Origin of the sequence: Spirosoma profusum (assembly GCF_014699005.1) — a bacterium.
Lineage (GTDB): Bacteria > Bacteroidota > Bacteroidia > Cytophagales > Spirosomataceae > Spirosoma > Spirosoma profusum.
In genome coordinates, this window is record NZ_JACWZY010000024.1 from 86684 (window position 1) to 110150 (window position 23467).

17 protein-coding genes are annotated in these 23467 nt (G+C 48.0%); 10 read left to right on the plus strand and 7 right to left on the minus strand.

The annotated features are described in order from the left end of the window. Nucleotides 1-119: 119 nt before the first annotated feature. Nucleotides 120-575, minus strand: a complete 456-nt coding sequence (locus tag IC229_RS24085) for a DUF2147 domain-containing protein (RefSeq protein ID WP_190889653.1) — start codon at nt 573-575, stop codon at nt 120-122. Between the two features lie 311 nt (nt 576-886). Between IC229_RS24085 and IC229_RS24090 the strand changes: the two genes are divergently transcribed. Further along, nucleotides 887-2416 (plus strand): PD40 domain-containing protein, encoded by a 1530-nt coding sequence (locus IC229_RS24090; RefSeq protein WP_190889654.1) that lies wholly within the window; start codon nt 887-889, stop codon nt 2414-2416. Between the two features lie 74 nt (nt 2417-2490). Here IC229_RS24090 and IC229_RS24095 read toward each other — a convergent pair whose 3' ends face one another. Beyond that, nucleotides 2491-2937, minus strand: a complete 447-nt coding sequence (locus IC229_RS24095; protein WP_190889656.1) for a hypothetical protein — start codon at nt 2935-2937, stop codon at nt 2491-2493. 95 nt (nt 2938-3032) lie between these two features. Between IC229_RS24095 and IC229_RS24100 the strand changes: the two genes are divergently transcribed. The 6 genes from IC229_RS24100 (at nt 3033) to treZ (ending at nt 13414) form a co-directional block, all read left to right on the plus strand. After that, entirely contained in the window at nt 3033-3329 is a 297-nt protein-coding gene (locus IC229_RS24100) for an SCP2 sterol-binding domain-containing protein (RefSeq protein WP_190889658.1), read from the plus strand. A gap of 96 nt (nt 3330-3425) precedes the next feature. Then, entirely contained in the window at nt 3426-4862 is a 1437-nt protein-coding gene (locus IC229_RS24105) for a Gfo/Idh/MocA family protein (RefSeq protein ID WP_190889659.1), read from the plus strand. Between the two features lie 409 nt (nt 4863-5271). Beyond that, complete coding sequence (locus IC229_RS24110; protein WP_190889661.1) at nt 5272-6798, plus strand: T9SS type A sorting domain-containing protein; 1527 nt, start codon at nt 5272-5274, stop codon at nt 6796-6798. Nucleotides 6799-6976: 178 nt separating this feature from the next. Next, nucleotides 6977-9304 (plus strand): alpha-amylase family protein, encoded by a 2328-nt coding sequence (locus IC229_RS24115; RefSeq protein WP_190889663.1) that lies wholly within the window; start codon nt 6977-6979, stop codon nt 9302-9304. A gap of 154 nt (nt 9305-9458) precedes the next feature. Then, nucleotides 9459-11432 carry a sensor histidine kinase gene (locus tag IC229_RS24120; RefSeq protein WP_223834169.1) on the plus strand — a complete coding sequence of 658 codons (1974 nt, stop codon included), beginning with the start codon at nt 9459-9461 and terminating at the stop codon, nt 11430-11432. Between the two features lie 122 nt (nt 11433-11554). Further along, on the plus strand, nt 11555-13414 hold the full coding sequence (gene treZ / locus IC229_RS24125) for a malto-oligosyltrehalose trehalohydrolase (RefSeq protein WP_190889664.1): 1860 nt from the start codon (nt 11555-11557) through the stop codon (nt 13412-13414). A gap of 365 nt (nt 13415-13779) precedes the next feature. On the opposite strand, the gene IC229_RS24130 is transcribed toward treZ, so the two are convergent. The 5 genes from IC229_RS24130 to IC229_RS24150 form a co-directional block, all read right to left on the minus strand. Then, nucleotides 13780-14523 carry a hypothetical protein gene (locus IC229_RS24130; RefSeq protein WP_190889666.1) on the minus strand — a complete coding sequence of 248 codons (744 nt, stop codon included), beginning with the start codon at nt 14521-14523 and terminating at the stop codon, nt 13780-13782. Between the two features lie 124 nt (nt 14524-14647). Further along, nucleotides 14648-15355, minus strand: a complete 708-nt coding sequence (locus IC229_RS24135) for a LytTR family DNA-binding domain-containing protein (protein ID WP_223834170.1) — start codon at nt 15353-15355, stop codon at nt 14648-14650. Between the two features lie 213 nt (nt 15356-15568). Then, nucleotides 15569-16573, minus strand: a complete 1005-nt coding sequence (locus IC229_RS24140) for an SGNH/GDSL hydrolase family protein (protein WP_190889670.1) — start codon at nt 16571-16573, stop codon at nt 15569-15571. Nucleotides 16574-16839: 266 nt separating this feature from the next. Beyond that, the gene (locus IC229_RS24145) at nt 16840-18108 is read right to left on the minus strand and encodes an AGE family epimerase/isomerase (protein WP_190889671.1); all 1269 of its coding nucleotides are present in this window, start codon (nt 18106-18108) and stop codon (nt 16840-16842) included. After that, nucleotides 18101-19114, minus strand: coding sequence for a bifunctional heptose 7-phosphate kinase/heptose 1-phosphate adenyltransferase (locus tag IC229_RS24150; RefSeq protein ID WP_190889673.1), 1014 nt, complete (start codon nt 19112-19114; stop codon nt 18101-18103). The genes IC229_RS24145 and IC229_RS24150 overlap by 8 nt, the downstream gene beginning before the upstream one ends. 241 nt (nt 19115-19355) lie before the next feature. Here IC229_RS24150 and IC229_RS24155 point away from each other — a divergent pair, with 241 nt between their 5' ends. The 3 genes from IC229_RS24155 to araA all read left to right on the plus strand — a co-directional run bounded on the left by IC229_RS24155 (nt 19356) and on the right by araA (nt 23385). After that, nucleotides 19356-20057: an NUDIX hydrolase gene (locus tag IC229_RS24155; RefSeq protein WP_190889675.1), complete on the plus strand. Its 702-nt coding sequence runs from the start codon at nt 19356-19358 to the stop codon at nt 20055-20057. Nucleotides 20058-20160: 103 nt separating this feature from the next. Beyond that, complete coding sequence (locus IC229_RS24160; RefSeq protein WP_190889676.1) at nt 20161-21822, plus strand: ribulokinase; 1662 nt, start codon at nt 20161-20163, stop codon at nt 21820-21822. 72 nt (nt 21823-21894) lie between these two features. Next, complete coding sequence (gene araA / locus IC229_RS24165; RefSeq protein ID WP_190889678.1) at nt 21895-23385, plus strand: L-arabinose isomerase; 1491 nt, start codon at nt 21895-21897, stop codon at nt 23383-23385. Nucleotides 23386-23467 lie beyond the last annotated feature (82 nt).

Here is a 23467-nt window from a genome sequence, read left to right on the forward strand (position 1 = left end):
TTTTGTCATTCTGAGGAACGAAGAATCTTAACATATCCTTACCTGAGTGGTAGGCGTTTTTAAGATTCTTCGTTCCTCAAAATGACAAAAAAGCGTTACAGGTTGATAGCTACAATTTTCTACTTCACCCGTGTCCAGGTACGCGTTTTTCCTAACATACTGATGCCCATTACGTAGCCGCGCATATCAATCGCATTTGGGTCTCTTAGGGTGATTTCGCAGCCGTAGGTTTTCCCATCTTCGGGATTATAAACCTCTCCATCGCCCCAGACATTATTGCCTTTATAACTTAAATTAGAAACCAATATCATCTGCATCAGCGGTCGGCTCCGAAGGTTTTCATCAGGATTTTCGCTATCGACTTTCGGCTTTTTCGTGACCGGGTCGATGGGTTCCTGCATCCAGACGAGTTTGCCGTAATATTTATTTCCCTGTTTATAAATCTGAACCTGGTTCCGTTTTTTAGAACTCAGCCATCGCCCCAATACGGCATCAGGGTCGTCAGATTTCGGCGCCAGGGAGGATAATGTCATACCCAGAATCATCAATAAAGCGCCAACTCGAAAAGCATTCATAAGGCAGTTAACACAACGTTTGGATATATAACGAATTACAAGCCCATTTGTCGATTCAACCTGAAAATTGCCCGAAGGTTCTCTAAATTTGGATGGGTTCATCACACCTGCGCCCTTATAGAAAGTGTTAATAAAATCCGCTGTGTCAACGCTCTACACGCAGCGTAATTTAAAGACCAATTAGCTCATCTAAAGTTTAATACGTAGACATATTTCTGCAAAAAAATTTGCCACAGAAAGTAAGTTGGCAATACCTTTTTCTTTTCTCAGGAAACACTGCTCTGGCCATCCATCCTACTCCTTTTACAAAAATGAAACAACTGTTTTTTCTCATATGGGCAGTCCTATTCTGGTCGTCTAATTTGTCAGCATCGGCCCAGCAAAATCCGGTGGGTATTTTTGACGGACAAAGCAGCAGCGGCCCGGCAGTACGTCCCGGCACAGCTACGTACAAAGCTGTTAATCAGACGTATGAGCTGAGCAGTTCCGGCACAACAGTGGGTGGTACGCAGGACGGATTTCACTTTCTGTGGAAACGTATCAAAGGCGATTTCATCGTGTATGGACGAGGGCAACTTATCGGCAAAGGCACTAATTCCGGGCGAAAAATGGGCTGGATGGCACGTAGCAGTTTATCGGCTGATGCCGCTCAAGTGAGCGCTGTGGTTCAGGGTGACGGCGCTACGTTGTTGCAGGTTCGGAAAACTGCCGGTGCTACGTCCGAAGAAAATGCTACGTCTGTAAAAAACGCCGATATCATTCAGCTTGAGCGTCGCGGTACTACGTTCACCGTGCGGGTAGCTCGTTTTGGCGAACCGTTTCAGACCCGCGACATAACGGAGCTCGATTTGGGCGAAGAGCTTTACGTTGGTTTGTTCGTCTGCGCGCCCAATCGGAACGTAACAGAAAAGGCACAGTTCGAGGATGTACGTATCAGTGTTCCAGTGAGCCTTACCGAACAGCCGAATCGCATGAATCTGGGCAGCCGACTCGAATTGCTCGACGTAGCGACGGGTAAACGAGATGTCATTCATACCGAAACTTATTCCATTCAGGCTCCTAACTGGACAAGTGATAACAAGTCATTGATTTATAATGGACGTGGCTTGATACAGGCGTTTGATTTCGCTACCAAACAGGTACGTACTGTGAACACGGGCGATGTAAAAAACAACAATAACGATCATGTCATCTCCTTCGATGGTAAACAAATAGGATTGAGCAGTGGTGTGACCGCACTCGGTGGTTCTATTATTTACACCGTACCCGTAGAAGGAGGTACGCCGAAACAGATTACCCCAAAAGGGCCTTCGTACCTGCACGGCTGGTCGCCCGATGGCAAACATCTGGTTTTCTGCGGATCGCGCGATAAGGAATTTGACGTATATAAAGTCCCCGCTGATGGTGGTCCAGAAGTTCGGTTGACCGACGCGCAAGGTCTGGACGATGGCCCCGAGTATACACCCGATGGCAAATGGATTTATTTCAATTCCAACCGCACCGGCACCATGCAAATCTGGCGCATGAAACCCGATGGCAGCGGTCAGGAAGCGGTTACGGACGGCGAATTTCACGACTGGTTCGCCCATATTTCGCCCGATGGCAAATGGATTGTTTTTCTGTCGTTTCTCAAAGACGAAGTCAAACCCGGCGAACATCCGCCCTATAAACACGTTTACCTACGTCTGATGCCCATGTCGGGCGGCAAACCCAAAGTTATTGCGTATATCTATGGAGGTCAGGGCACGATCAATACGCCATCCTGGTCGCCCGACAGCAAGCGCGTGGCGTTCGTCAGCAATACGGATGCGAGTGTCCTGAATCCGGTGGAGGTTAAGTGAGTTGGCAGGGATTGCAGGGTAGCATAGAACGCGGTACAATCCCCGCTCTGCGCTACCCTGCAATCCCTGACTAGCTAGTGCATTTCCTTCAGTGTCGTCCAGTATAATCCGACGAAAAGCAGGCTAAAAAATACACCGAACGACGTAACAAGCGCTCCAAATCCGTCCAGCGCAACAGGTAGTAGTAGTCCAGCAGCAACGCCTGCTACGTATATCCAGAAACCAACACGTAACAATCTGAACATCAGAATAGCTCCAATAAGCGTCAGCAACGAATAGGCAAATTGCGCAATGGCCAGCGACCGTACTTCGTCGGGGTCATTTGATACCGGTACGTCGCCAGTGGAGCGGTCTTCGTAATATTGTTTGGGTGTTTTTTCAGCTTCTGGAGTTGGGCGATCGATACGTTGGGTAGTAGAAACAGCATCCGTTTGCAGAAACGATACCGTAGCATCGAACAACCCCAGGGCGCAACTTAGAAAAGTAAGAATGCAGAGTACTGTTAAAAATTGAGAGCGCATAAGTAAGGCGGCCGGGCTGGCGTTCCAGCATCATGTCTGCAATAGAAACTTTATTGACTCGGTAGCGTTTTCTGAAAAACCATAAGCCAATCGCTATGACTCTTCAGGAACTGACCGACCAGATTCGGAACAAATTTACGAACGCCGACAGCATAAACGCCACCATTAAAATCGTAACCGAGCAGGGAAACATTTTTATTGATTCCAAGCAGTCGCCTGCCCAGGTCACAAATGACGACAAACCGGCCGATTGCGAACTGCACATCTCTGTGGATAACCTGGTTAAGTTAGGTACTGGCGATCTGAATCCTATGATGGCAGTAATGACAGGCAAACTGAAAATAAAAGGCGATATGGGCACCGCCATGAAAATGGGGCAGGTTATGGGATAAATTAAAGAGCGAAACACTGAATGAGTGAAAGAGTGAATAAGTAAAAATCTTAAGTTTGTATACATATACAATTATCCGCTCTTTCACTCTTTGGTTATGTCTAAACCCTCTCGCCGTAAATTTCTGGAAGGTAGCGTACTAGCTACTGCTGGCTTCTTTATTGTTCCCCGTCATGTGTTGGGCGGAAAATCTCCAGATGGTTCACGTATCATCGCACCGTCCGACAAACTCAATATCGCGGCTGTCGGTTGCGGTGGCAAAGCTGACGTCAATATCCGCCTATCGTTTAATAATGGCTCCGACAATATCGTCGCTCTGTGTGACGTAGATGATCGGCAGGCTAAAAAATTCCGGGAGCAGTTTTCCAGTGCGCCTTATTTTCAGGATTATCGGGAAATGTTCGACAAAGCCGGAAAAAGTTTCGATGCCGTTATTGTCAGCACACCCGACCACATGCACGCGCCCATCGCAATGGCGGCCATGCAGTTGGGTAAGCACGTATACGTAGAAAAACCGCTGACGCACGACATCTACGAAGCCCGCATGTTGACCGAAGCTGCTCAAAAGTACAAAGTGGTGACGCAGATGGGCAATCAGGGCAGTTCGGGCGATGCAACCCGCGTTATCGAAGCGGTCATTCAGAAAAAAATGATTGGCCACGTGCATACGGTTTATTGCTGGACAAACCGCCCAGTGTGGCCGCAGGGTGTTAAATCACCGAAAGACAAAGGTGAATCGCAGCCGGTTCCGGCCGAAGTGAACTGGCCACTTTGGCTTGGTACGGCCCCCCAGCGCGAGTATCATTCAGCCTATATGCCTACCCGCTGGCGCGGTTACTGGGATTTTGGTACGGGCGCCCTGGGCGATATGGGTTGTCATTTCATGGACGTACCGTTCCGCGCCCTCAATCTGAAATACCCAACTTCAGTCGAATGCAGCGTCGGATCGGTGTATTCTGACTTTTTTCAGGAAGCATTTTATGACGACGTCTGCCCACCTTCGTCGGCGATTCACATAACGTTTCCATCTGACAATAAGAAGGTTAAGGAAATAAAATTTTCCTGGTTCGATGGCGGCATCCGCCCCCAGTTACCTGATGGCGTGGAGTACAGTGATGTCTTCCGTGATATCGATGGTGGTATTCTCTTCATCGGAACAAAAGGCATGTTGACGGGTGGACTGTTCGGAAATAACCCGAAACTACTACCTGTGGATAAGTTTGGGGATAAAACCCTGCCAGCACCGGAGCGGCCGCTCGTGGAGGGAAAAACCGAAGGCCACCAGCAACAATGGGTAAAAGCCTGCAAACAAGGATTTGGCGCCTATACGTCCTCCTCATTCGATCAGTCCGGGCCACTCACCGAAACCGTTCTGATGGGTAATCTGGCCACACGTTCCTATCTAGCGCGCGAAGACGGCAAGTTTACGGGCCGTAAAAAGCTGTTATGGGATGGTAATGCAATGAAAATCACGAACTACGACTATGCGAATCAGTTCGTGAAGCGGCAATATAACGGCGGGTATACCTTGTAAATAGGTTGTTTAAACTTTTATTCGTGAACGGTTTTTGTCATTCTGACGCAGGAGAAATCTTAAGGTATCCTTGTTTGAGAGTCAGGATATTTTAAGATTTTTCCTGCGTCAGAATGACTAAAACGCTCGCTTGTATCCTGTATTCAAAAGTGTAAACAGGTTCAATACAAACCTTAATGTTCTATTGGAGTCAGGTTCAAGAATTAGACTCCAATAGCCCGTTACCAATGTCACGCCTTTCTGTCTTATAGGAAATCGTAGTTATGTAAAATCCATGTCAATAAAAAAGCAAGAATCAGTTTAGTGAATTTAATTAACATTTCAGTATATTTATTTGTATCATATTTGTTTGTAAAAGATTATTTTATGTATTTCAGGGCTGACTATTCCTAAGCTCTGCAAATACGCTATGAGAAAACGATACGTTGCTGCTACACTTTTCTTAAATACGTTATCCCTGATTTCGGTTGCGCAGCCTTCCATTACTCCCGCATCGGGTTACGTTTGGCAGGCCGTTAGTTCCAGTACATATACAACAGGTCCGCAGCGAACGGGCTGCAAATCTGGTACGGGTAGCTGCGGCACAAATGATAGTTCTTTTGGATTGGATCTAAAATGTCCGCCCGATTTACCCTCAACCGTCGTATCCGGTTGTCCAATTATTCAGAAGCAAATTTTCGGCAACATCGGCGAAAGCGGCAGCAACTTGAGCGGACTGACTATATCTCAAAATCCCGGTTGTGGAGGCACTACGTCGGGCAGCAACTGGCCCTCTTCCTCAACTGCTACCCGGCGCGTCACCCTGACCGAATGGACAAATCTCCACCCAGAATCATCTGTTCCAAACGGAGCTACCGCCGGAACAGTCTGCCTGCCAACTGCCGCCCGGATTGTCATCGACGACGGTTCCGTCTGCGACGGCTCGGGTGTAGGCGCGGGTGAACTTCGATTTCTGGTGATTGGTGGAAACTCAGGCGGGCAATCCAGTTTCAATATCACGGCCAACTATCAGTTAAACTGGTTGTCGAGTAAATATGGTGGTAGTGGTTCAACAGGGAATCAGACAGTTACGCAAAATCTGGTAGTGAACGATGCCGGAAATGGTAACCAGTACGATTGGGCACTACAGCAACCCAACCAGTCGTGGTATTACCCATCGGCGGGCAACAACGTAGCATCGTTTGGAACTGCTCTTCAGCAAACGTCAACCGTTCCTATTGGCAGCATCAGTCAGACTGGCGGTACGTTCACCATCGACTTTTCAGCCACAGCCGCTATTGATCTGGGTCGGGCGTTTGGCAATGCAGATGCCCGTGTAACAATTGGGCCGGGATTTCATGGTCGCGCACGCTACGAAGTTGATTACCAGTGCTGGCAGATTGTCCCGAATCCCTTGCCGGTACGTATCGTTTCGTTCAGTGCAAAAGCAGGCGATGGCCTCATCAACGTAGTATGGGAAAGTTCAATCGAGCAAAATAATAGCCATTTTATCATCGAACGTAGCGCTGATGCTACGTCATTTGAAGCGATTGGTCAGGAAAATGGCAAAGGCACTACATCATCGCGACAACAGTACGTTTTCATTGACAAATCACCCTTGAATGGGGATAATTACTACCGCTTACGACAGGTTGATACAGATGGTAGTACGTCCTATTCTAAAACTATCGGCGTCGTGTTTAACGAAAAGCAGCCTCTTTTGGAGATACTAGGAAACCCCGCTGAAATGCAGCCGATACGTATCCGTCTAAAAAACGTACGCCCCGCAAACCTCCGATTAACTTCGCTGAATGGGCAATCCGTTACGTTCGACCTTCAGGTTGAATCCGGAACCACCTATCGACTTATTCCCAAAACTTCCCTTTCAACAGGCGTGTATCTGCTAACGCTACGTGAGGGGGTGATACGTCTCAGCCAGCGCATTGTTCTGAAATAAAAGTTTCAGCAGCTTTTTAGTAGCCTGGACGTCCGGGTGAATTACTTCTTTCCGCTCCTGGACGTCCAGGCTACTAAAACTCACCTAAGAATCCAACCAGCTTTCTCAGCTAATAAAAACTAAACCCATGAAATTAGCGCACAACTTTCTCCTCCTAATTACTGGATTTACTAGTATCATGAATTCCGTAAACGCCCAGCAAGTATTGATGCAGGGGTTTTACTATGATATACCCAAAGCCCAGTGTGGAGCTGTCTGGGCTGATACAATGGGGGCCAAAGCGGCTCAATTGGCCGGATCTGGTTTCACTCACATCTGGACACCACCGTTTCAGGGAAACGGCCCAAACAGTGGCGGCTACGACCCGAAAGACTTGTACATCGGCACCAACAGCACGCTTACGGCCCTCGGCACAAAACAGCAGATTCTGAATATGGTATCCACATTTAGTAGCGCGGGAATGCAGGTCGTGGGCGATATGATTTACAACCACCGCGATGGTGGCGCTCCTGAAACCAACGATCCGGTGCTGGATTATGTCATGAACCATTCGGGCAATATGAGCAATCAGAATTGCTATCAATACGCCATGCCGTCGGATCGTTACCGACTAATTTTGCCTGTGGGTGGTTCATCAGGTAACGGTATCGGTAACTACTATGTTAACATCAGTTCCCGAACCAATACGTACTCAGGAAGCCAATATATGCTCTATGTTACTACGAACAAAATAGGTGGTTCGCGCTGGTCGCCCGTTAATCCGACAGCGGTCGTAGCTCCTGAGCAAGGCCCTGCTTACGCGATTCAGTTGGGAACAAATTACCAGGTTACGATTGATTCGAATGGCGATAATGATGAGTTTCAGATTGCACTCAATACGTCCGATTTCAACGCGACCGATACGTTGTTTATCCAGATGATCAACATCAATCCGGGCGATATTACGTCTTACTCCAATCATCGCCCCTGGAAAATCTGGTACGACCCCTTAGGTGCGTCAGGAAACGGTTCGGCGCGCGATTTGGCGGAGGTAGGTACTATGTTTTTGAGTGGCGGCATCAACCCCAGTTATAAACTTCGGGCGCAGACGTTTACCAATTTCTGCGGTTTGCTGGGTGGTGGCCCCTGCATGAATGGCAACAACTTCCGGCCCAACTGGTCGGGCGACCCGGCGTCAGATGTAAGCGCTACGTGTCTGGGTCCCGCCTGGAGTCAACAGAGTATGGATTATTTCTATGATTATGACCACCAGAATCCCGATACAAAACAAAAACTAATCGACTGGACGCTCTGGAGTTGGGATCAGGTTGGCATTCGAGGGCTGCGCATGGATGCCATCAAGCATTTTCCGGCGTCGTTCGTGGGCGATTTGCTCTGTGCCATGCACGCGGCTGGTAAAGATCCCAGCCTGATTGTAGGCGAATGGTATGGACAAGACCCTGGTCCACAGGGGAGCTGGCTTAATGAGGTATACAACAAACTAAACGCTTGTGGAGCAGGTAATCTCAATCCGAAAGTATTTGATTTTAACCTCCGCGACCAGTTGAAAAAAGCCAGCGATGGTGGTAACGGCGTCAGTACGTCATCCGATTGTAATGATTCGAACTCGTGGGATGTACGTAGCATTTTTACAGGCAGCCTGCACGATGGTAGCGGCTTCAGTCGAAACAACGTAGTGACAATGCTAAACAATCACGACTTCCGTAGCACCGACCCAACGTTTGGTGATGCGCTCATACACGACCGGGCCGACGCGATCAACAGCTACGCGTACTTACTCACCAACAATCACTTAGGCGTACCAACGGTATTCTGGCCCGACTACTACGGCTATCCAGCCACGGTAACGACCTGGAACGGTTCGACCTGTGTACCGCAGACATACATCTATTTCCCGAACTGGCCTCAAGGTGGCTTAAAAACCGAAATCGACCAGTTACTGCATGTACTAAAAACGTACATCAGCGGCTCGACCGGAATCGATTACCTTAATAAATTTGGTGGCCCTGCACTCAACTATTTCACGGGTTGCTACAAACGGACGCTCATTTATCAAAACAATGCTTCAGGTAGTATCGGTGGTAAGGAAGTACTCAACGTGATTAATTATAGCGATCAAACTGCCGATGTAGAGGTGCCGGTAGTGCAACGTAACGGTGTGGCTTCGGGTGTGATATTCAGGAACGTAGCAGGCACAACTTCAACTACTCAACCGATTGTGTCGAGCAGCGGTATGCTACGTGTTACGGTGCCTGCACATAGTTTCGGCATCTGGGTCCAGGGAGCGCCTTTACCAAGTCCGGCTATCTATACGGTACGTAACGGCTTGTGGAATGAGCCTACCACCTGGTCCTGTAATTGTTTGCCAACCAGCAGCGATGTTGTTCAGATTAAACACAACGTAACGGTACCGGCCAGCTACATCGGCGTGGCCCTTCAGATCAATTTTGACCTCGGTCAGAAGCTGATTTTTGAATCCGGCGCTAAAGTAAATGTAGGTCAGTAAATTAGTTATGCAACGTAGCGCAGTCTGTTACGTTGTAGCGCAGGTAGAAACCCTCTTTTGCTACACCATACGCTCAGGTTTCCAACTGCATTACGTTACATTATCGCCCGAAGAATCCATAAATTACCTACATTCGTGGTATTCAGAAGCACGAATGAGACATTCTCTGTACCGGTTTATATGGCTACTGAGCGGTTGCCTGATCGCTTTCCAACTGATGGGGCAACCTGTAGCCGACCAACCGATTCTGGTGCTCCCGACCGATAATCAGCCGCTTTCCCTACGCGGCCACATGGCTTATTTTCTGGACTCGCTACGTATCCGTAGCCTCGACGACGTAATGCATCCGGCCATCAGTTCTGCTTTTCGTCCCGTCGATAGCCCGGTGCCCAATTTTGGCTATATCAGTGGTATTCAGGCATCGCGCCCTATCTGGCTACGTTATCGATTACACAATCCTACCACAAAACCGCAAAAATGGCTGACTGAAATAGACTTCTGGAGTTTCGACCAGCTACAGCTTTTTGTCGTCGATGACCAGCAGAGAATTTTGTCGATTTCGCCGGTCATTGGGTGGAAAACACCAGCTAACCAACGTATCAAAAATCACCGGCATTACTGGTTCCCGCTAACAATACCAGCCGGACAGAACGTAACAGCATACCTGCGGATTTACAAACAACGGGGTGCGCAGCTTATTCCGATCAACTTCATTCCCGAATCTTCCTACGAAAGTGAGGTTCAGAAAGGGTATTTATTCTGGGGAGGGGTTTTGTTCACGCTCACGTTTGTAGCGATCATGAGCCTGATTTTTTTCCTCACTACGTTCGCGCCTATTTATTCCCGATATATTTTCTGCCTGCTCGGGCTGGTTGGTTTTTTCGTTATCAACGACGGTTTTCTGAATCAGTTCGCCTTTGATGAGCAGTTTCTGCTTCCCCGGCAAAACGTTTATTTTCTGTTTCCACTCATTCTGTTCTATTCACAGCTCACCTTTGTTCGTACTTTTTTGCCCTTGCGCCATACACCCTCGCATCGCTGGCATACCGTCGGGACGGTGGTGCTGTGGTGCTGTGTAGTTGGGCTTATTGCCCTGACGATTGAACGTTTTGTTCCGTTCACCCCGCTGGTTGAGTTGGTTGCCGTACGTCTTTTTACGATTATATACTGGATTCCGATGCCCATAATCGTAGCGTATATAATCATTAGTATTGTTCGGCGGTATCACGTTCGTGAAGCCTGGTTATACCTGATTGCGGTATTACCCTATTATACCCTCAATCTCGGACAGGTATTTTCAAATTTCGGCCTTATTCCTACGTATGAGGCTGTTGCTAATTTTGCGTATTACGCCCTTGCTGGTCTGTTTGAGGTATTTGTCCTGACCATTGGTCTAGCTTACCGCTATAAAGTGGAGCGCGACAAAACCGAGCAGCTCATTAAAGAACACACTGCTCAGCAGCAGCGAACCTACGAAGCCGAGGTCCAGACATTGGCCCTCAAAAACAACTTACTGGTTGAAAAAGAACGTATTGCCCGCGATTTACACGATAATGTCGGCGCCCACCTGGCTTTCGTCGTAACGAATCTGACCCATATCAGTGATCAGGCCGAACGCCAACCGGTTAAGGACGGTAAAAAATGGGCGAATCAGTTACGGACTATTGTGCTGCATACCCGCGAGGCCGTTAAACTCCTGCGCGAAACGATCTGGGCCATCCATCAGGAAAGCTTTACGGTAGAAGAGTTTGGTGAGCGACTCAATCAATACATCAACCGCTACGTTCACGAAACCGATGGCCTGTCGGTCGATGTGCAGTTGACGGGCTCAACAACCAAACGGCTTACGTCGTCGCAGGTGCTGAACCTATTCCGAATTGTGCAGGAAGCGCTTAATAACGTAGTGAAACACGCCCGCGCAACAGAGGCTATCGTGCAGCTAAACGTACAGGAAACCAAAGGTATAAACCTGAGTATTCACGATAATGGGCAGGGGTTCAAATTACCCGATGCAACCATTTCTGAACAACATTACGGCCTGCAAAACATGCAGAAGAGGGCCCAGGAATTGGGCGGTACGTTCCGCGTTATTGCTGATAAAGGAACCACCATCGAAGTGAACGTCTGATAAGCAGCGTCTTCCCAAAACATCTGACGCCACGGAAATCCTGATACCCCGAAACGTTTTTTTCATTTCTGCTAACACAACTGACTGATGCATAGTTTGATGCATAACCACTGATTCAACCTATGCATCAAACCTTAATTAACCGTCGAACTCTCGGCGTTACGTTCTCACCAGAAGGGGCTTGTGTACGTGTCTGGGCTCCTTTTGCACAAAGTGTCTGTCTTCGCCTTCATCAACAACAGCAAACCATTCATCTACAATCGGATGGTACGTACTGGCAAACCTCTACCCAGCAACTCCAGCCCGGCGATACGTATACATTTATTCTGAATGATACTCTCGACAGGCCCGACCCGGCTTCGCTTTCACAACCTGAGGGTGTTCACGGTCCCTCGCAGGCCATCGATACGTCGGAATTTAACTGGACGGATGCCGACTGGAAAAATCTACCGCTCGACGATTATCTGCTTTATGAACTTCATACCGGTACGTTCACGCCCGACGGTACGTTTGCGGGCATCGAAAGCCGGCTCGATTACCTGATTGAACTGGGTATCAATGCCATCGAAATCATGCCAGTTGCGCAGTTTCCAGGTACACGTAACTGGGGCTACGATGGTGTTTGCCCATATGCCGTGCAAAACTCATACGGTGGTGCAATCGGGCTGCAACAGTTAGTCGATGCCTGTCACCGAAAAGGTTTGGCAGTCGTTCTCGACGTAGTGTATAATCACATGGGTCCTGAAGGGAATTATTTTGCCGATTATGGCCCCTACTTCACCAACCGTTACCAGACGCCCTGGGGCCATGCCCTCAATTTCGATGATGATTACAGCGACAGCGTACGCCGGTATTTCATTGAGAACGTATTGATGTGGTTTCGGGATTTTCACATCGACGCGCTACGTATCGACGCGGCCCACGCCATTCACGATGCTCGTGAAGTGCATTTGCTACGTGAAATTAAGGAATATGTCGATGAATTGATTCGCCAAATGGGCCGGCAGCATTACCTGATTATCGAATCGGACCAGAACGAAACCAAATTTATTCAGGCACTGGCGCAGCAGGGTTATGGTATGGATGCTCAGTGGAACGACGAATTTCACCATGCCCTCCGGGTAACGGCTACCGGTGAGCAGAAAGGCTACTACGCTGATTATAACGGAGTTCAGCATCTGGCAAAATCCTACAAAGACGCTTACGTATACGACGGTACGTATATGCCCCGGCGGGCACGTATCGTCGGAAAATCGACGGCGGGTCATGCGGGACGACAGTTTGTGGTTTTCTCGCAAAATCACGATCACATTGGCAACCGAATGCTGGGTGAGCGACCTGCTCAGCTCGTGAGTCTGGCCATGCAGAAACTCATGGCGGGGGCCGTTATGAGCAGCCCTTATCTGCCGATGCTGTTCATGGGTGAAGAATGGGGTGAGTTGAACCCGTTTCTGTATTTCGTGAGTCATACTGATCCAAACCTGATTGAAGCTGTTCGGCAGGGGCGTCGTCGGGAGTTTGCCGCGTTTCAGGGCGTGGCCGAAGCCCCCGATGCGCAGGATGAGCGAACCTTCGGGAAATCGAAACTTAATTGGGAACTGCGCGATCAGGAGCCGCACGCTACGTTGTTCCGTTATTATCAAACCCTGCTGGCTCTCCGAAAACAATCGTCGCTACGTCATCCAGACCGTGAATCAGTAGCTGTTGTTGTTGACGAAACCAAACAAACGATTATGCTGCTGCGACAACACAAACAGGTCGATTGGGTAGCTACGTCGGGTATGGAAACGGTCGTTTGTCTCCTGAATTTTTCGAAAGAAAGTCAATCATTTACGATGCCTGTTTGCGACCGTCCCTGGCAAAAACTACTCGATTCGGCCGATCCGAAATGGCATGGGCTTGTTGCGGCTCCTGAAAATTTGAACGGCTGCGATTCGGTAGTCGTGCAGGCCGAATCCATTCTGATTTACACCAATAAATAGCCTTTACATTCGATCCAGTATTCTGAAAAAAGCGATAGGCTACCAAATTACTGGTAGCCTATCGCTTTCGGGAATATGTGGCCAAATTATTTTACGATTTTTCTCAGCATAGGTTATCGCCAGTCAGACGCAACGCGAGTAGGAGTTTTCTTAGTTAATTAACGAAAGTCGGAGGATATTGATACGTTCTAAAGTGCCGGAAAAAGTCAATATCTTATGCCTATCCTGCTGATAAACATTTGTTTTCTACTAAATAAAGATCGTTCACAAGTCACCAGTCAGGTAGTTAGTTAACTGCATGAATCGTTTGGACAGAATAACAGGAAATGCTACGTATATCCTTGCTGTAGAGAGCGTTTTGGTAGTCAGACTGACGCTACTGACAATCTGGAACGACGTAGTACTGAAATCAACTGAAGCAGGCTAACCACATGACTGAATAATACCACCGGCACAATGAAACCCGGCAACCAGACATAAGGAGCCTTCAACACGCCCACGTTTGGCTGGCCGAAAGCAAGTTGCTGGAACGGAAATGGAGCGGACAAAATCGCGTGAATGACAATATTCAGCACCAGCCCCAGCGCTACTACGTTCCAGAGAAGCAGCCAACGTAGCGAAATAGATTTCTGACGAAACACCAGCCAGGCCATCACGGGAGCCGTTAGCCCTGACAGTACGTCGAAATTGCGTCCTGCAAACGTCATCAGTTCGGGAATCTGCTGATAGAGAAACAAACTGTATAATGTCAGCTCAACCGGCACGCGCACTACGTGTACAAGCGTGAGTGTGGAGAGCGGCAACCCACGTATCCAGGCGCGGCTTTTTGGGATAATCAAAACGCCAATGATCAGCCCAAACGGCGGGCCGATTGCCAGCAAAAAGTGGGGTGGGAAGCCAGCAAGTTGTTGAAAAAAGTGTTGATAAGCCAGCCAAATTAAAAAGGTCAGCCAGCACATACAGATTATTAGCAGACTTGTAGCTTTCCGTTTCGAAACGCGCCCGACTGCTACGTAGAGAAAATACAGTGTTACAAACGTAGTGAGTACAAACTCTGCCTCTAACCAGGGAGGTGTTGATTCATGTAAGTGTGTTAAATTGGGTTGCATAAGGTTGTTGTTTTCAGGCAAGCATCAGGGCTTGCAGCTACAAAGGAAAACCCCAACCAGCTTCAAAAAACGGTATTTGTTGTGGCAAAAAATGAATGGTAGCCCAAACAACGATGAGTGGTCGCTATTCGACAGACTGCATCCATTTGTGCAGGTCAATACGTCGGTATCGGCTCACGACAACCTCCTGATGCGATTCCTGGCGGTGCAGGGCGGGTACTAACGTAACGATCAGTTTACGATTGACGTCATCCTGAACAGCGCGAACAGCTCCCAGGCTCACTATAAACTGGCGACTCAACTGAAAGAAATACCGGCCGTCAAGACTGGGAGTCAGTTGCGCAAACGATGCATAGCGCGTAGCAATCTGTAGTCCATCGGTTTTGACCAATAAAATCAGTCCACCTGCCGAATAGAAATACGCAATTTCCTCCGGGGGCAAGCGTAACTGCCCATTGCTTACGTCTACACTGACCAGAGTTTGAGAATTTGGTAACGTATTGGCATCGGCCAGAGCCAATTTACTTTCAGACGTATTATTCTGACGTTCAGCCCAAAATGCCTGCATCAGATAAAAACCAACGTAGCCCCCGTTGACAAATGTGGCTAACGTAACACAAACAACTACGCCCCTTGTTACCATAGCTGGAGTGGGCCAATGCTGCATGTATAAGCGCTGTGCCAGCGGAAACACCACTGCGAATGTTAGCAACGTAGCAACGCCACCGAGTATAATCTGAAATATAAGCCGACGAGTGGGATTCTGCCAGAAAGGCAATCGATCATCGAGCCATCTGAAAATGAACAGGTTAACTTCCCAACAGGAAAACATCACTGTAGCAACGGTCAAGAAGTACGACCAGGGAAAGTGATAGCCAGGCTGGCCGGGAAAGATCTGACTAAAAACGACATGCGAGGCTACTAATGCTGCTATGGGAATAACCGCTAATCGAAGAAAGATGCTTCTTCTGTAAGAGATAGTAGCGTTAGTAGCCACAGTTTTACGGCTTAATCATCGCAACAAATATCGTTCTTTATGGAAATTTTATTTTGTAAGTACATCTGAAATGATTTGAGCCATTACTTTATTCCCTTTTATAGTCAAATGGTCCGTCTCATCTAATAGTGTTGTTGTATTTTTACTATATTCATTAACAGGACTGACGTAACGAATATTCTCTTTTTTGAGGAACTGTTCAATTTCATCTGTCATATCAGCTAGCTCATACGTATTATTTTTATAACCAATTCCAGCTGGTAGAATAATTACACTAAATGGAACAGTAGTTTGTTCTTTTAAGGTATGTAAACTTTCAAATATTTTATCTTTTGTACCGTTAAATGCCCAGTGATAGTAGGCAGAATTATACATCACTTCTCCTTTTTTCTTTATCCGATAAATCAGTTTTCGCAAAAACCATAGTGATTTAAAAGTAGGTGGATTAAAGTAACGATAAACGCCGTTATCGGCCCCTTCATAGATCGAATTTCTTAGCGTAAAATCATTGAGATTCAGCAAATAAACAACCTCATCAAATTGATACGTTGGCTGGTATTTTTTTAACTGAGGAATCATTTGTGGAGTAGCATAACCAGGTACACCCAGATTAATCACCTGGATGTTACCTCCTCTAATATCTTCCGTTAGCTCACTTAACGTACTATCCTGACTCTGATTGATACCAAAAACAACTGAATCTCCCAGCAGACCGATACGTCGTTTTTGCTTTTGTATCGTGTCTGATTTTTCACGAACGCCCAACGGATTAATTAGCAATAGTCGTCCATCATTTATAAGATTTACTGTGGGTCTAAGTTCATAGCCCAGTTCATCATTACCTGATTTTTGGAGATAAAAAAAAGCCGAGGTTTTTACAGAATCCAGTTGCCTTTTTACAACAAAAAAGTAAAAAGCCTGGGCCACTAATTCAACCATTATAACACACAATAACAAACCAATTAGCAAAGCAACTATTGATGCTTTACGGGAGGTAGCCTCTGGCTTTTTAGAGACTGTTACGTTATTAGTGCGGACGTATTCACTATTCATATACCGATACTTGCTTACTAAATGGCTATGAACCTAACTATACAACGAAATTTAACCTAGTTATTGGCTATCGATCAGTTATGTGCCTGATTTAAAACCATGCCCAGGTCACCACAAAGATTTAATTACAGAAAACTATCAATAACAAAAATAATAAATCTTCAGAATGAGTCTGCAAGATTTATTATTTTTTTATAGGGCACTTTAGTAAAATAAGTGACGCCTTAATGCCTCATTTACTTACCTACAAACCAGAATTAATATACCTACGCCGACAGCAGCATATCCAGACGACGTATCGACTGAATTACCGAACGTACTGTGTGATAATTGATTTTCCAGGAATGGCTCATGTGCGTCCAGATGGGTACACCTTGTCGGGTCATTAGAGGCCACCACTCGCCAATTGGATGGTTAATCATTTTATCTATTACAAATCGATGAACGTTTTCATAGGCATTTCCGTATTTCTCGTCGCCGAAAATTCGATACGCATCTAAAAGACCGATGAGCACTTCGGCCTGCTGCCAGAATTCTTTTTCCCGATCATAAACTACGCCGGCATGAGAACCTTCCACAAAAACGCCCCCAAATTCCCAGTCGATTCCAAAATCAACAGCGTGTGAAAAGGATTTCAAAAGCTGTTCCTGATATTCGCTATGAGGAATGCCCAGTACGTGCAGCGCGTGCAGCAACAGCCAGGCGAATTCAACATTGTGACCATAACTGGTATTATCCTCGGCCTCCCGTTTCGCGCCATCTTCCGTGAATCGATCCCAGCCCCAGATCACGTCGAATTTTATCTGCGGTGCCACGCGCCAATCGGCCCAGAACTGTGGAATCCCGGTGCCGTGTATGGGGTGCATGATTCTCTCCGTCAGTAACGTAATGACTTCCAGCAGCTTCCGGCGATGTAATTCCTGCTGCGAGCATTCGTACAACGTAGTGAAGGCTTCCATCAGGTGCATGTGCGCATCGAGCGTTTTCCGATCTCCCCCGGCTGCACCCGGCCCTTTGAGTGTCCAGTTGCGGTGAAACATCTCGAAATAGCCACCGTAGCACGTATCAACAGCGTATTTCTGCAACAAATCGAATACCCGCTGTGCATACTCGATACCACGACTATCGCCCGTGGCAAGGGTATATTCACTCAGACAGTAAATAGCGAAACTTTGCCCGTAAACGATTTTCTGGTCGATAATTACTTCACCTTTTCGGTTGGTCATCCAGTAAAAACCACCGTGCTCTTCGTCCCACATCCGCCCAATAAGGTAATCGACTCCATGACGAGCCATTTCAGCCAGTGCACCATTGCCATACCCCGCCCGATGCGCTGACGCATACGTATAAATGGAGCGTGTTTGCGCAATGAGCGACTTTTCATCCTCACCCGAATCGTTTCCGTCTTTATCAAAATGCGTGATAAATCCACCGTTTTCCCGGTCGACCGCGCGATTCATCCAGAAAGGCAATAATTCGTCGATCAGGTGGTCATGCAGTTCCTGACGGCACTGCTCAAGGGTTTGGTTAGTCATTAGTAAAGAATTGTTTATGAATGGTAAGGATTTCGGGCAACGTAGCAGTACCCGTCTGTTGGAGTTTCTGAACCGTAACGGCGGCTGCCAGATTCGCCATTTCCAGCGCCTGATTAACCGTAGCACCAGCGCCCCGGCAAGCCGACCAGGCGGCAACCACCGTATCGCCCGCGCCAACTGTATCCAGTTCGCCCGATAAATGTAAGCCATCGACGTATTGCGCACCGTGTTGGTCCAGATACAAAATGCCAGCAGGGCCACGGGTAATTAGTAACGCTCCACCCAAATTTTCCCGCAACGTATTGCCGTTCTCCACGCACCAGTTTAGTTCGGGATGCTCTGGGGCTGCTACGTTCAGGAAACGAGCTAGTTCGTTCGTATTTACTTTCAACGTAGCACCCCGAACATACGTACCAACATCGCGCATGTCGGCCACGAATTGTACGTTTGGAAAGCGTTGAATTAAGCCATTTATCGCCGACACACGTTCCTGCGTAAGAAGTGGTTTAGCAAATTGCTGGTTGATGATCAATACGTCCAGGCTCGTTACTAACGACTCTAAACCGGTCAGCAACGTATCAAAAAACGTATCAGAAAGCGAATTGGCTGTTCCGAAATCAATACGATTGGCTTCTTCGCCAGTTTCGTTCGGTTTGGTATAAACGCAGGTATCCCAGTTTTCAGAAGCCTTCAGCAAATGTTGCGAATTGACGTTCAATGTCTGGAACAAATGCTGCATTTCGCGCCCATACAGGTCATCGCCTACGCAACCGACGGCATGAACAGTATGGATACCAAGCGCGGCCAGGTTCTGAACAACATTGCCAGCCGCGCCCAGCGACGCCTTTGGCTGGCTTCCCCAGAAAACGTCTTTTTTTGTTTCCAGCGATTGCTCGCCCGTCTGGGTCTGCAGGCTATAATAAAGATCTACGGCAAAGTCGCCGATAACGCCAATCTTCACCTCTTTGATTTGCTCAAAGAGAACCTCAATTTCGTTGGTTGTCATCTGGGCAACCCGTTTACAGTATGGTTTTTCATGTTAGCTGCAATTTTATTCGATACGCGGCTTAATCAAAAAAAATTTGCATTATTTAGCGAGAAATAATCACGGATTAGTTTTGTCATGCTGACGCTGGAAGCATCTTAAGGTGCCCAAGCGAACTAGTAAGGATACTTTAAGATGCTTCCGCTCCGGCGGCCCGGCTGCGTCAGCATGACAAAATACGCTTCTCCTCCTTCAACTGCTCATGACGCACTATTCTCATTCGAGTCGAATTTTAGTGGCGCTCGACTGCATTATTTTCGGTTTCGATGGCAACGAGCTAAATGTTTTGCTGATTAAGCGAAATTTTGAGCCTGAGAAGGGGAATTGGTCGCTCATGGGTGGGTTTCTGAATGAACAGGAAGACCTTGAACACGCTGCCCAGCGCATCTTATTCGAACTGACTGGCCTGAAAAATAACTACCTCGAACAGCTACAAACGTTTGGTGCCGTCAACCGAGACCCCGTCGAACGTACCGTTTCAGTAGTCTATTATGCCCTGATTAACAGCCAGCAACAGGATACCAACGCCCTGAAAACGCACAATGCCTATTGGATTAGCCTGACTAAAAAGCCCCGGCTCATTTTCGACCACGACCAAATGGTTGAGCAAGCGATACGTCAGCTTCGTTACAAAGCAGCCCTACACGCCATCGGTTTGGGACTAATGCCCGAAAAATTTACCATTCCGCAGTTGCAGAAACTGTATGAAGCCATTTACAACACCCAACTCGACCGCCGAAACTTCAGCCGCAAAATCATGTCGACCGATTTGCTGATTGACACTGGCGAAAAAGACGCTAATTCAGCGACCAAAAAAGGAAAGTTATACCAACTGAATACAGAAAAATATCAGCAGTACCTCACCAATTACGTTAGTTTCTTCCCGGAACTCACGCTAACGTAGCGAATCGCCTTTTTCAAAAAATAATTACGTTTCTCATTGAAAAAGCACAAGTAAGCCCTAATATTGTGTCAAACAAACACGATACGTTGACTAACTGTTAAACATGCATAATAAATACGTTATCGGCGTCGATTTTGGAACCGATTCGGTTCGGGCGCTGGTTGTGAACGCTCAAACGGGTGAGGCCGTGGGTACACACGTACATGAATACGCTCGCTGGAAACGAGGACTTTACTGTAATCCGGCAACGTCGCAGTTTCGCCAGCACCCGCTCGATTATCTGGAAGGGCTGGAAGCGGCCATCAACGGGGCATTAGCCCAGACCTCATCGGACGTTCGGCAGCAGGTGATTGGCATTTCGGTCGATACCACTGGTTCTACGCCCTGTGCGGTTGATGAAACGGGGCTACCGCTGGCACTACGTCCTGATTTTGCGGAGAATCCCAACGGCATGTTTATTCTCTGGAAAGACCACACGTCAAACGCCGAAGCGGAGGAAATCAATACGTTGGCGCACCATTGGGATACCGATTACACTAAATACGTTGGCGGAATTTACTCGTCGGAATGGTTCTGGGCGAAAATCCTTCGGACGCTACGTGTGGATGAAGAAGTTCGTCAGCACGCATTTTCCTGGATCGAACACTGCGACTGGATTTCGGCGGTATTAACAGGTAATACAAATCCGCTGACACTACGTCGCTCGCGATGTGCGGCTGGCCATAAGGCGCTCTGGCATAGCGAATTCGATGGACTTCCTTCCGACGAATTTCTGACCCGACTTGATCCATTGCTCGGTGGACTACGTAACCGACTCTTCACCGATACGTTCACCGCCGACCAGTCGATGGGAAATCTTTCAGCGGAATGGGCTGAAAAACTCAATCTTTCGACGAACGTAGTGATCGGCGTTGGCGCGTTCGACGCTCACATGGGTGCCGTCGGTGCCGAAATTGAGCCGTATGCCTTTGTACGTATCATCGGTACGTCGACCTGCGATATTCTGATGGCTCCAAATGAAGAAATCGGTCATCAGTTAATACGTGGTATCTGCGGTCAGGTCGATGGGTCAGTAGCGCCGGGAATGCTCGGTCTCGAAGCGGGGCAATCAGCTTTTGGTGATTTATATGCGTGGTTTGCGAGGCTGATAACCAATCCGGTACGGCAATTATTGGGTGATGAAGCCGCTGATACGTTGGAACGCCAGCTTATTCCACATCTGTCGGCGCAGGCTGCTACGTTGCCTGTTACCGAGAACGATGTAATTGCTCTCGATTGGATAAATGGTCGCCGAACGCCGGACGCGAATCACACATTGAAGGCAGCTTTGTTGGGTTTGAGCCTGGGTACAAATGCTGCTACGGTTTTCAAAGCTCTTGTCGAAGCAACCGCTTTTGGCTCGCGCAGTATTGTTGATCGGTTTTTGGAAGAAGGCGTTCCGATCAAGAAAGTGATTGCGATTGGTGGCGTCGCTAAAAAATCGCCGTTTGTGATGCAAACCCTCGCTGACGTACTGAATAAACCGATTCAGGTAGCCCGCGCCGACCAGGCCTGTGCGCTGGGAGCAGCCATGTGTGCGGCTGTAGCAGCTGGCGTGCATCCGACCCTGGAAGCAGCTCAGCAGGCTATGGGTTCCGGCTTCGACGCCGAATATCAACCTCGCCCTGAGACAGTTGCTACGTACGAAAAGCTGTATCAGAAATATTTGAAGTTAGGTGAATTTGTAGAAAAGGATTTTGTCATGCTGAGGCACGAAGCATCTTAAGGCCCCCAAGCTTATAAGCAAGGAAACGATAAGATGCTTCGTGCCTCAGCATGACAAAAAAATATAAACAACATGATTGATTTAAAGCAGTACGAAGTTTGGTTCATTACAGGCAGTCAGCACCTGTACGGCGAGGAAACGCTGAAACAGGTCGATGCTCATTCACATATCATTGCCGATTCGTTTAATACGTCGCCAGCCATTCCGGTCCGGGTTGTTTTCAAGCCAGTCGTCAAAACGCCTGACGAAATTTATACGATCTGTCAGGAAGCGAACGTAGCGCGTAACTGCGTCGGTATCATTACGTGGATGCACACATTTTCGCCCGCAAAAATGTGGATTCGGGGGTTAAACGTCCTGAAAAAGCCGATGCTTCACCTGCACACGCAGTTCAACCGCGATATTCCCTGGAACGACATCGACATGGATTTTATGAACCTCAACCAGTCGGCCCACGGCGACCGGGAATTTGGGTTCATCATGTCGCGGATGCGCTTAAATCGGAAGGTAGTTGTCGGCTACTGGCAGGAGCCAGACGTGATCACCAAAATAGCAGGCTGGACGCGTGTGGCCGTGGCAGCCTATGAGTTAAAAACCATGAAAGTGGTTCGATTTGGCGATAACATGCGCCAGGTCGCCGTTACCGATGGCGACAAAGTAGCCGCCGAAATGACGTTCGGTATGTCGGTAAATACGCATGGCATCGGCGATCTGGTAGCGGTCATCAATCAGGTTACAGATGCTGAAATCGACCAGTTAGTAGCCGAATATTCCGACAGTTATACATTGATGGATTCGCTACGTAAAGGCGGTGCCCAGCATGGTTCACTACGTGATGCCGCCAAGATTGAAATCGGTTTGCGGGCGTTTCTGAAAGATGGCAATTTCTCAGCCTACACCGATACGTTCGAAGACCTGCACGGCATGACCCAATTACCGGGCATACCATCCCAACGACTCATGGCCGACGGCTACGGTTTCGGGGGGGAAGGCGACTGGAAAACATCGGCAATGGTACGTACGCTGAAAGTGATGGCGGCTGGACTTCCGGGTGGCAACTCGTTCATGGAAGATTATACGTATCATTTCAATCCGGGAAATCCGCTGGTGCTCGGCTCGCACATGCTCGAAATTTGTCCATCGATAGCGGCTGCAAAACCTACCTGCGAGATTCATCCGTTGGGTATCGGAGGAAAGGCTGATCCGGTACGTTTGGTATTCAACGCTCCGGCGGGGCCAGCGATTAACGTATCGTTAATTGATATGGGTAATCGGTTCCGGTTGCTGGTCAATGAAGTCGAAGCGGTGGAAGTACCCGAAGCACTCCCCAAACTGCCCGTTGCCCGCGCCATCTGGAAACCCCTTCCCGATATGCAAACGGGTTGCGCGGCCTGGATTCTGGCTGGCGGTGCTCACCACACGGTCTACAGCCAGAATCTGACCACCGACCACATCGAAGATTTTGCCGATATTTTTGGCGTAGAACTGGTCGTGATCGATCGCAATACAAACCTGCGTCAGTTGAAAAACGAGCTTCGCTGGAGTGAAGCCGCTTATCGGTAATTTCCTAATTAAACTGTTTTTGTAGTGCATTTTTGTCATTCTGACGAAGCCGGGCCGCCGGATCGGAAGAATGACAAAAATA

What these genes read in the sequence shown, in the direction of transcription:
- IC229_RS24085 (WP_190889653.1), bottom strand. Translation starts at nt 575, where the DNA reads ATGAATGCTTTTCGAGTTGGCGCTTTATTGATGATTCTGGGTATGACA.
- IC229_RS24090 (WP_190889654.1), top strand. Translation starts at nt 887, where the DNA reads ATGAAACAACTGTTTTTTCTCATATGGGCAGTCCTATTCTGGTCGTCT.
- IC229_RS24095 (WP_190889656.1), bottom strand. Translation starts at nt 2,937, where the DNA reads ATGCGCTCTCAATTTTTAACAGTACTCTGCATTCTTACTTTTCTAAGT.
- IC229_RS24100 (WP_190889658.1), top strand. Translation starts at nt 3,033, where the DNA reads ATGACTCTTCAGGAACTGACCGACCAGATTCGGAACAAATTTACGAAC.
- IC229_RS24105 (WP_190889659.1), top strand. Translation starts at nt 3,426, where the DNA reads ATGTCTAAACCCTCTCGCCGTAAATTTCTGGAAGGTAGCGTACTAGCT.
- IC229_RS24110 (WP_190889661.1), top strand. Translation starts at nt 5,272, where the DNA reads ATGAGAAAACGATACGTTGCTGCTACACTTTTCTTAAATACGTTATCC.
- IC229_RS24115 (WP_190889663.1), top strand. Translation starts at nt 6,977, where the DNA reads ATGAATTCCGTAAACGCCCAGCAAGTATTGATGCAGGGGTTTTACTAT.
- IC229_RS24120 (WP_223834169.1), top strand. Translation starts at nt 9,459, where the DNA reads ATGAGACATTCTCTGTACCGGTTTATATGGCTACTGAGCGGTTGCCTG.
- treZ (WP_190889664.1), top strand. Translation starts at nt 11,555, where the DNA reads ATGCATCAAACCTTAATTAACCGTCGAACTCTCGGCGTTACGTTCTCA.
- IC229_RS24130 (WP_190889666.1), bottom strand. Translation starts at nt 14,523, where the DNA reads ATGCAACCCAATTTAACACACTTACATGAATCAACACCTCCCTGGTTA.
- IC229_RS24135 (WP_223834170.1), bottom strand. Translation starts at nt 15,355, where the DNA reads ATGTTTTCCTGTTGGGAAGTTAACCTGTTCATTTTCAGATGGCTCGAT.
- IC229_RS24140 (WP_190889670.1), bottom strand. Translation starts at nt 16,573, where the DNA reads ATGAATAGTGAATACGTCCGCACTAATAACGTAACAGTCTCTAAAAAG.
- IC229_RS24145 (WP_190889671.1), bottom strand. Translation starts at nt 18,108, where the DNA reads ATGACTAACCAAACCCTTGAGCAGTGCCGTCAGGAACTGCATGACCAC.
- IC229_RS24150 (WP_190889673.1), bottom strand. Translation starts at nt 19,114, where the DNA reads ATGACAACCAACGAAATTGAGGTTCTCTTTGAGCAAATCAAAGAGGTG.
- IC229_RS24155 (WP_190889675.1), top strand. Translation starts at nt 19,356, where the DNA reads ATGACGCACTATTCTCATTCGAGTCGAATTTTAGTGGCGCTCGACTGC.
- IC229_RS24160 (WP_190889676.1), top strand. Translation starts at nt 20,161, where the DNA reads ATGCATAATAAATACGTTATCGGCGTCGATTTTGGAACCGATTCGGTT.
- araA (WP_190889678.1), top strand. Translation starts at nt 21,895, where the DNA reads ATGATTGATTTAAAGCAGTACGAAGTTTGGTTCATTACAGGCAGTCAG.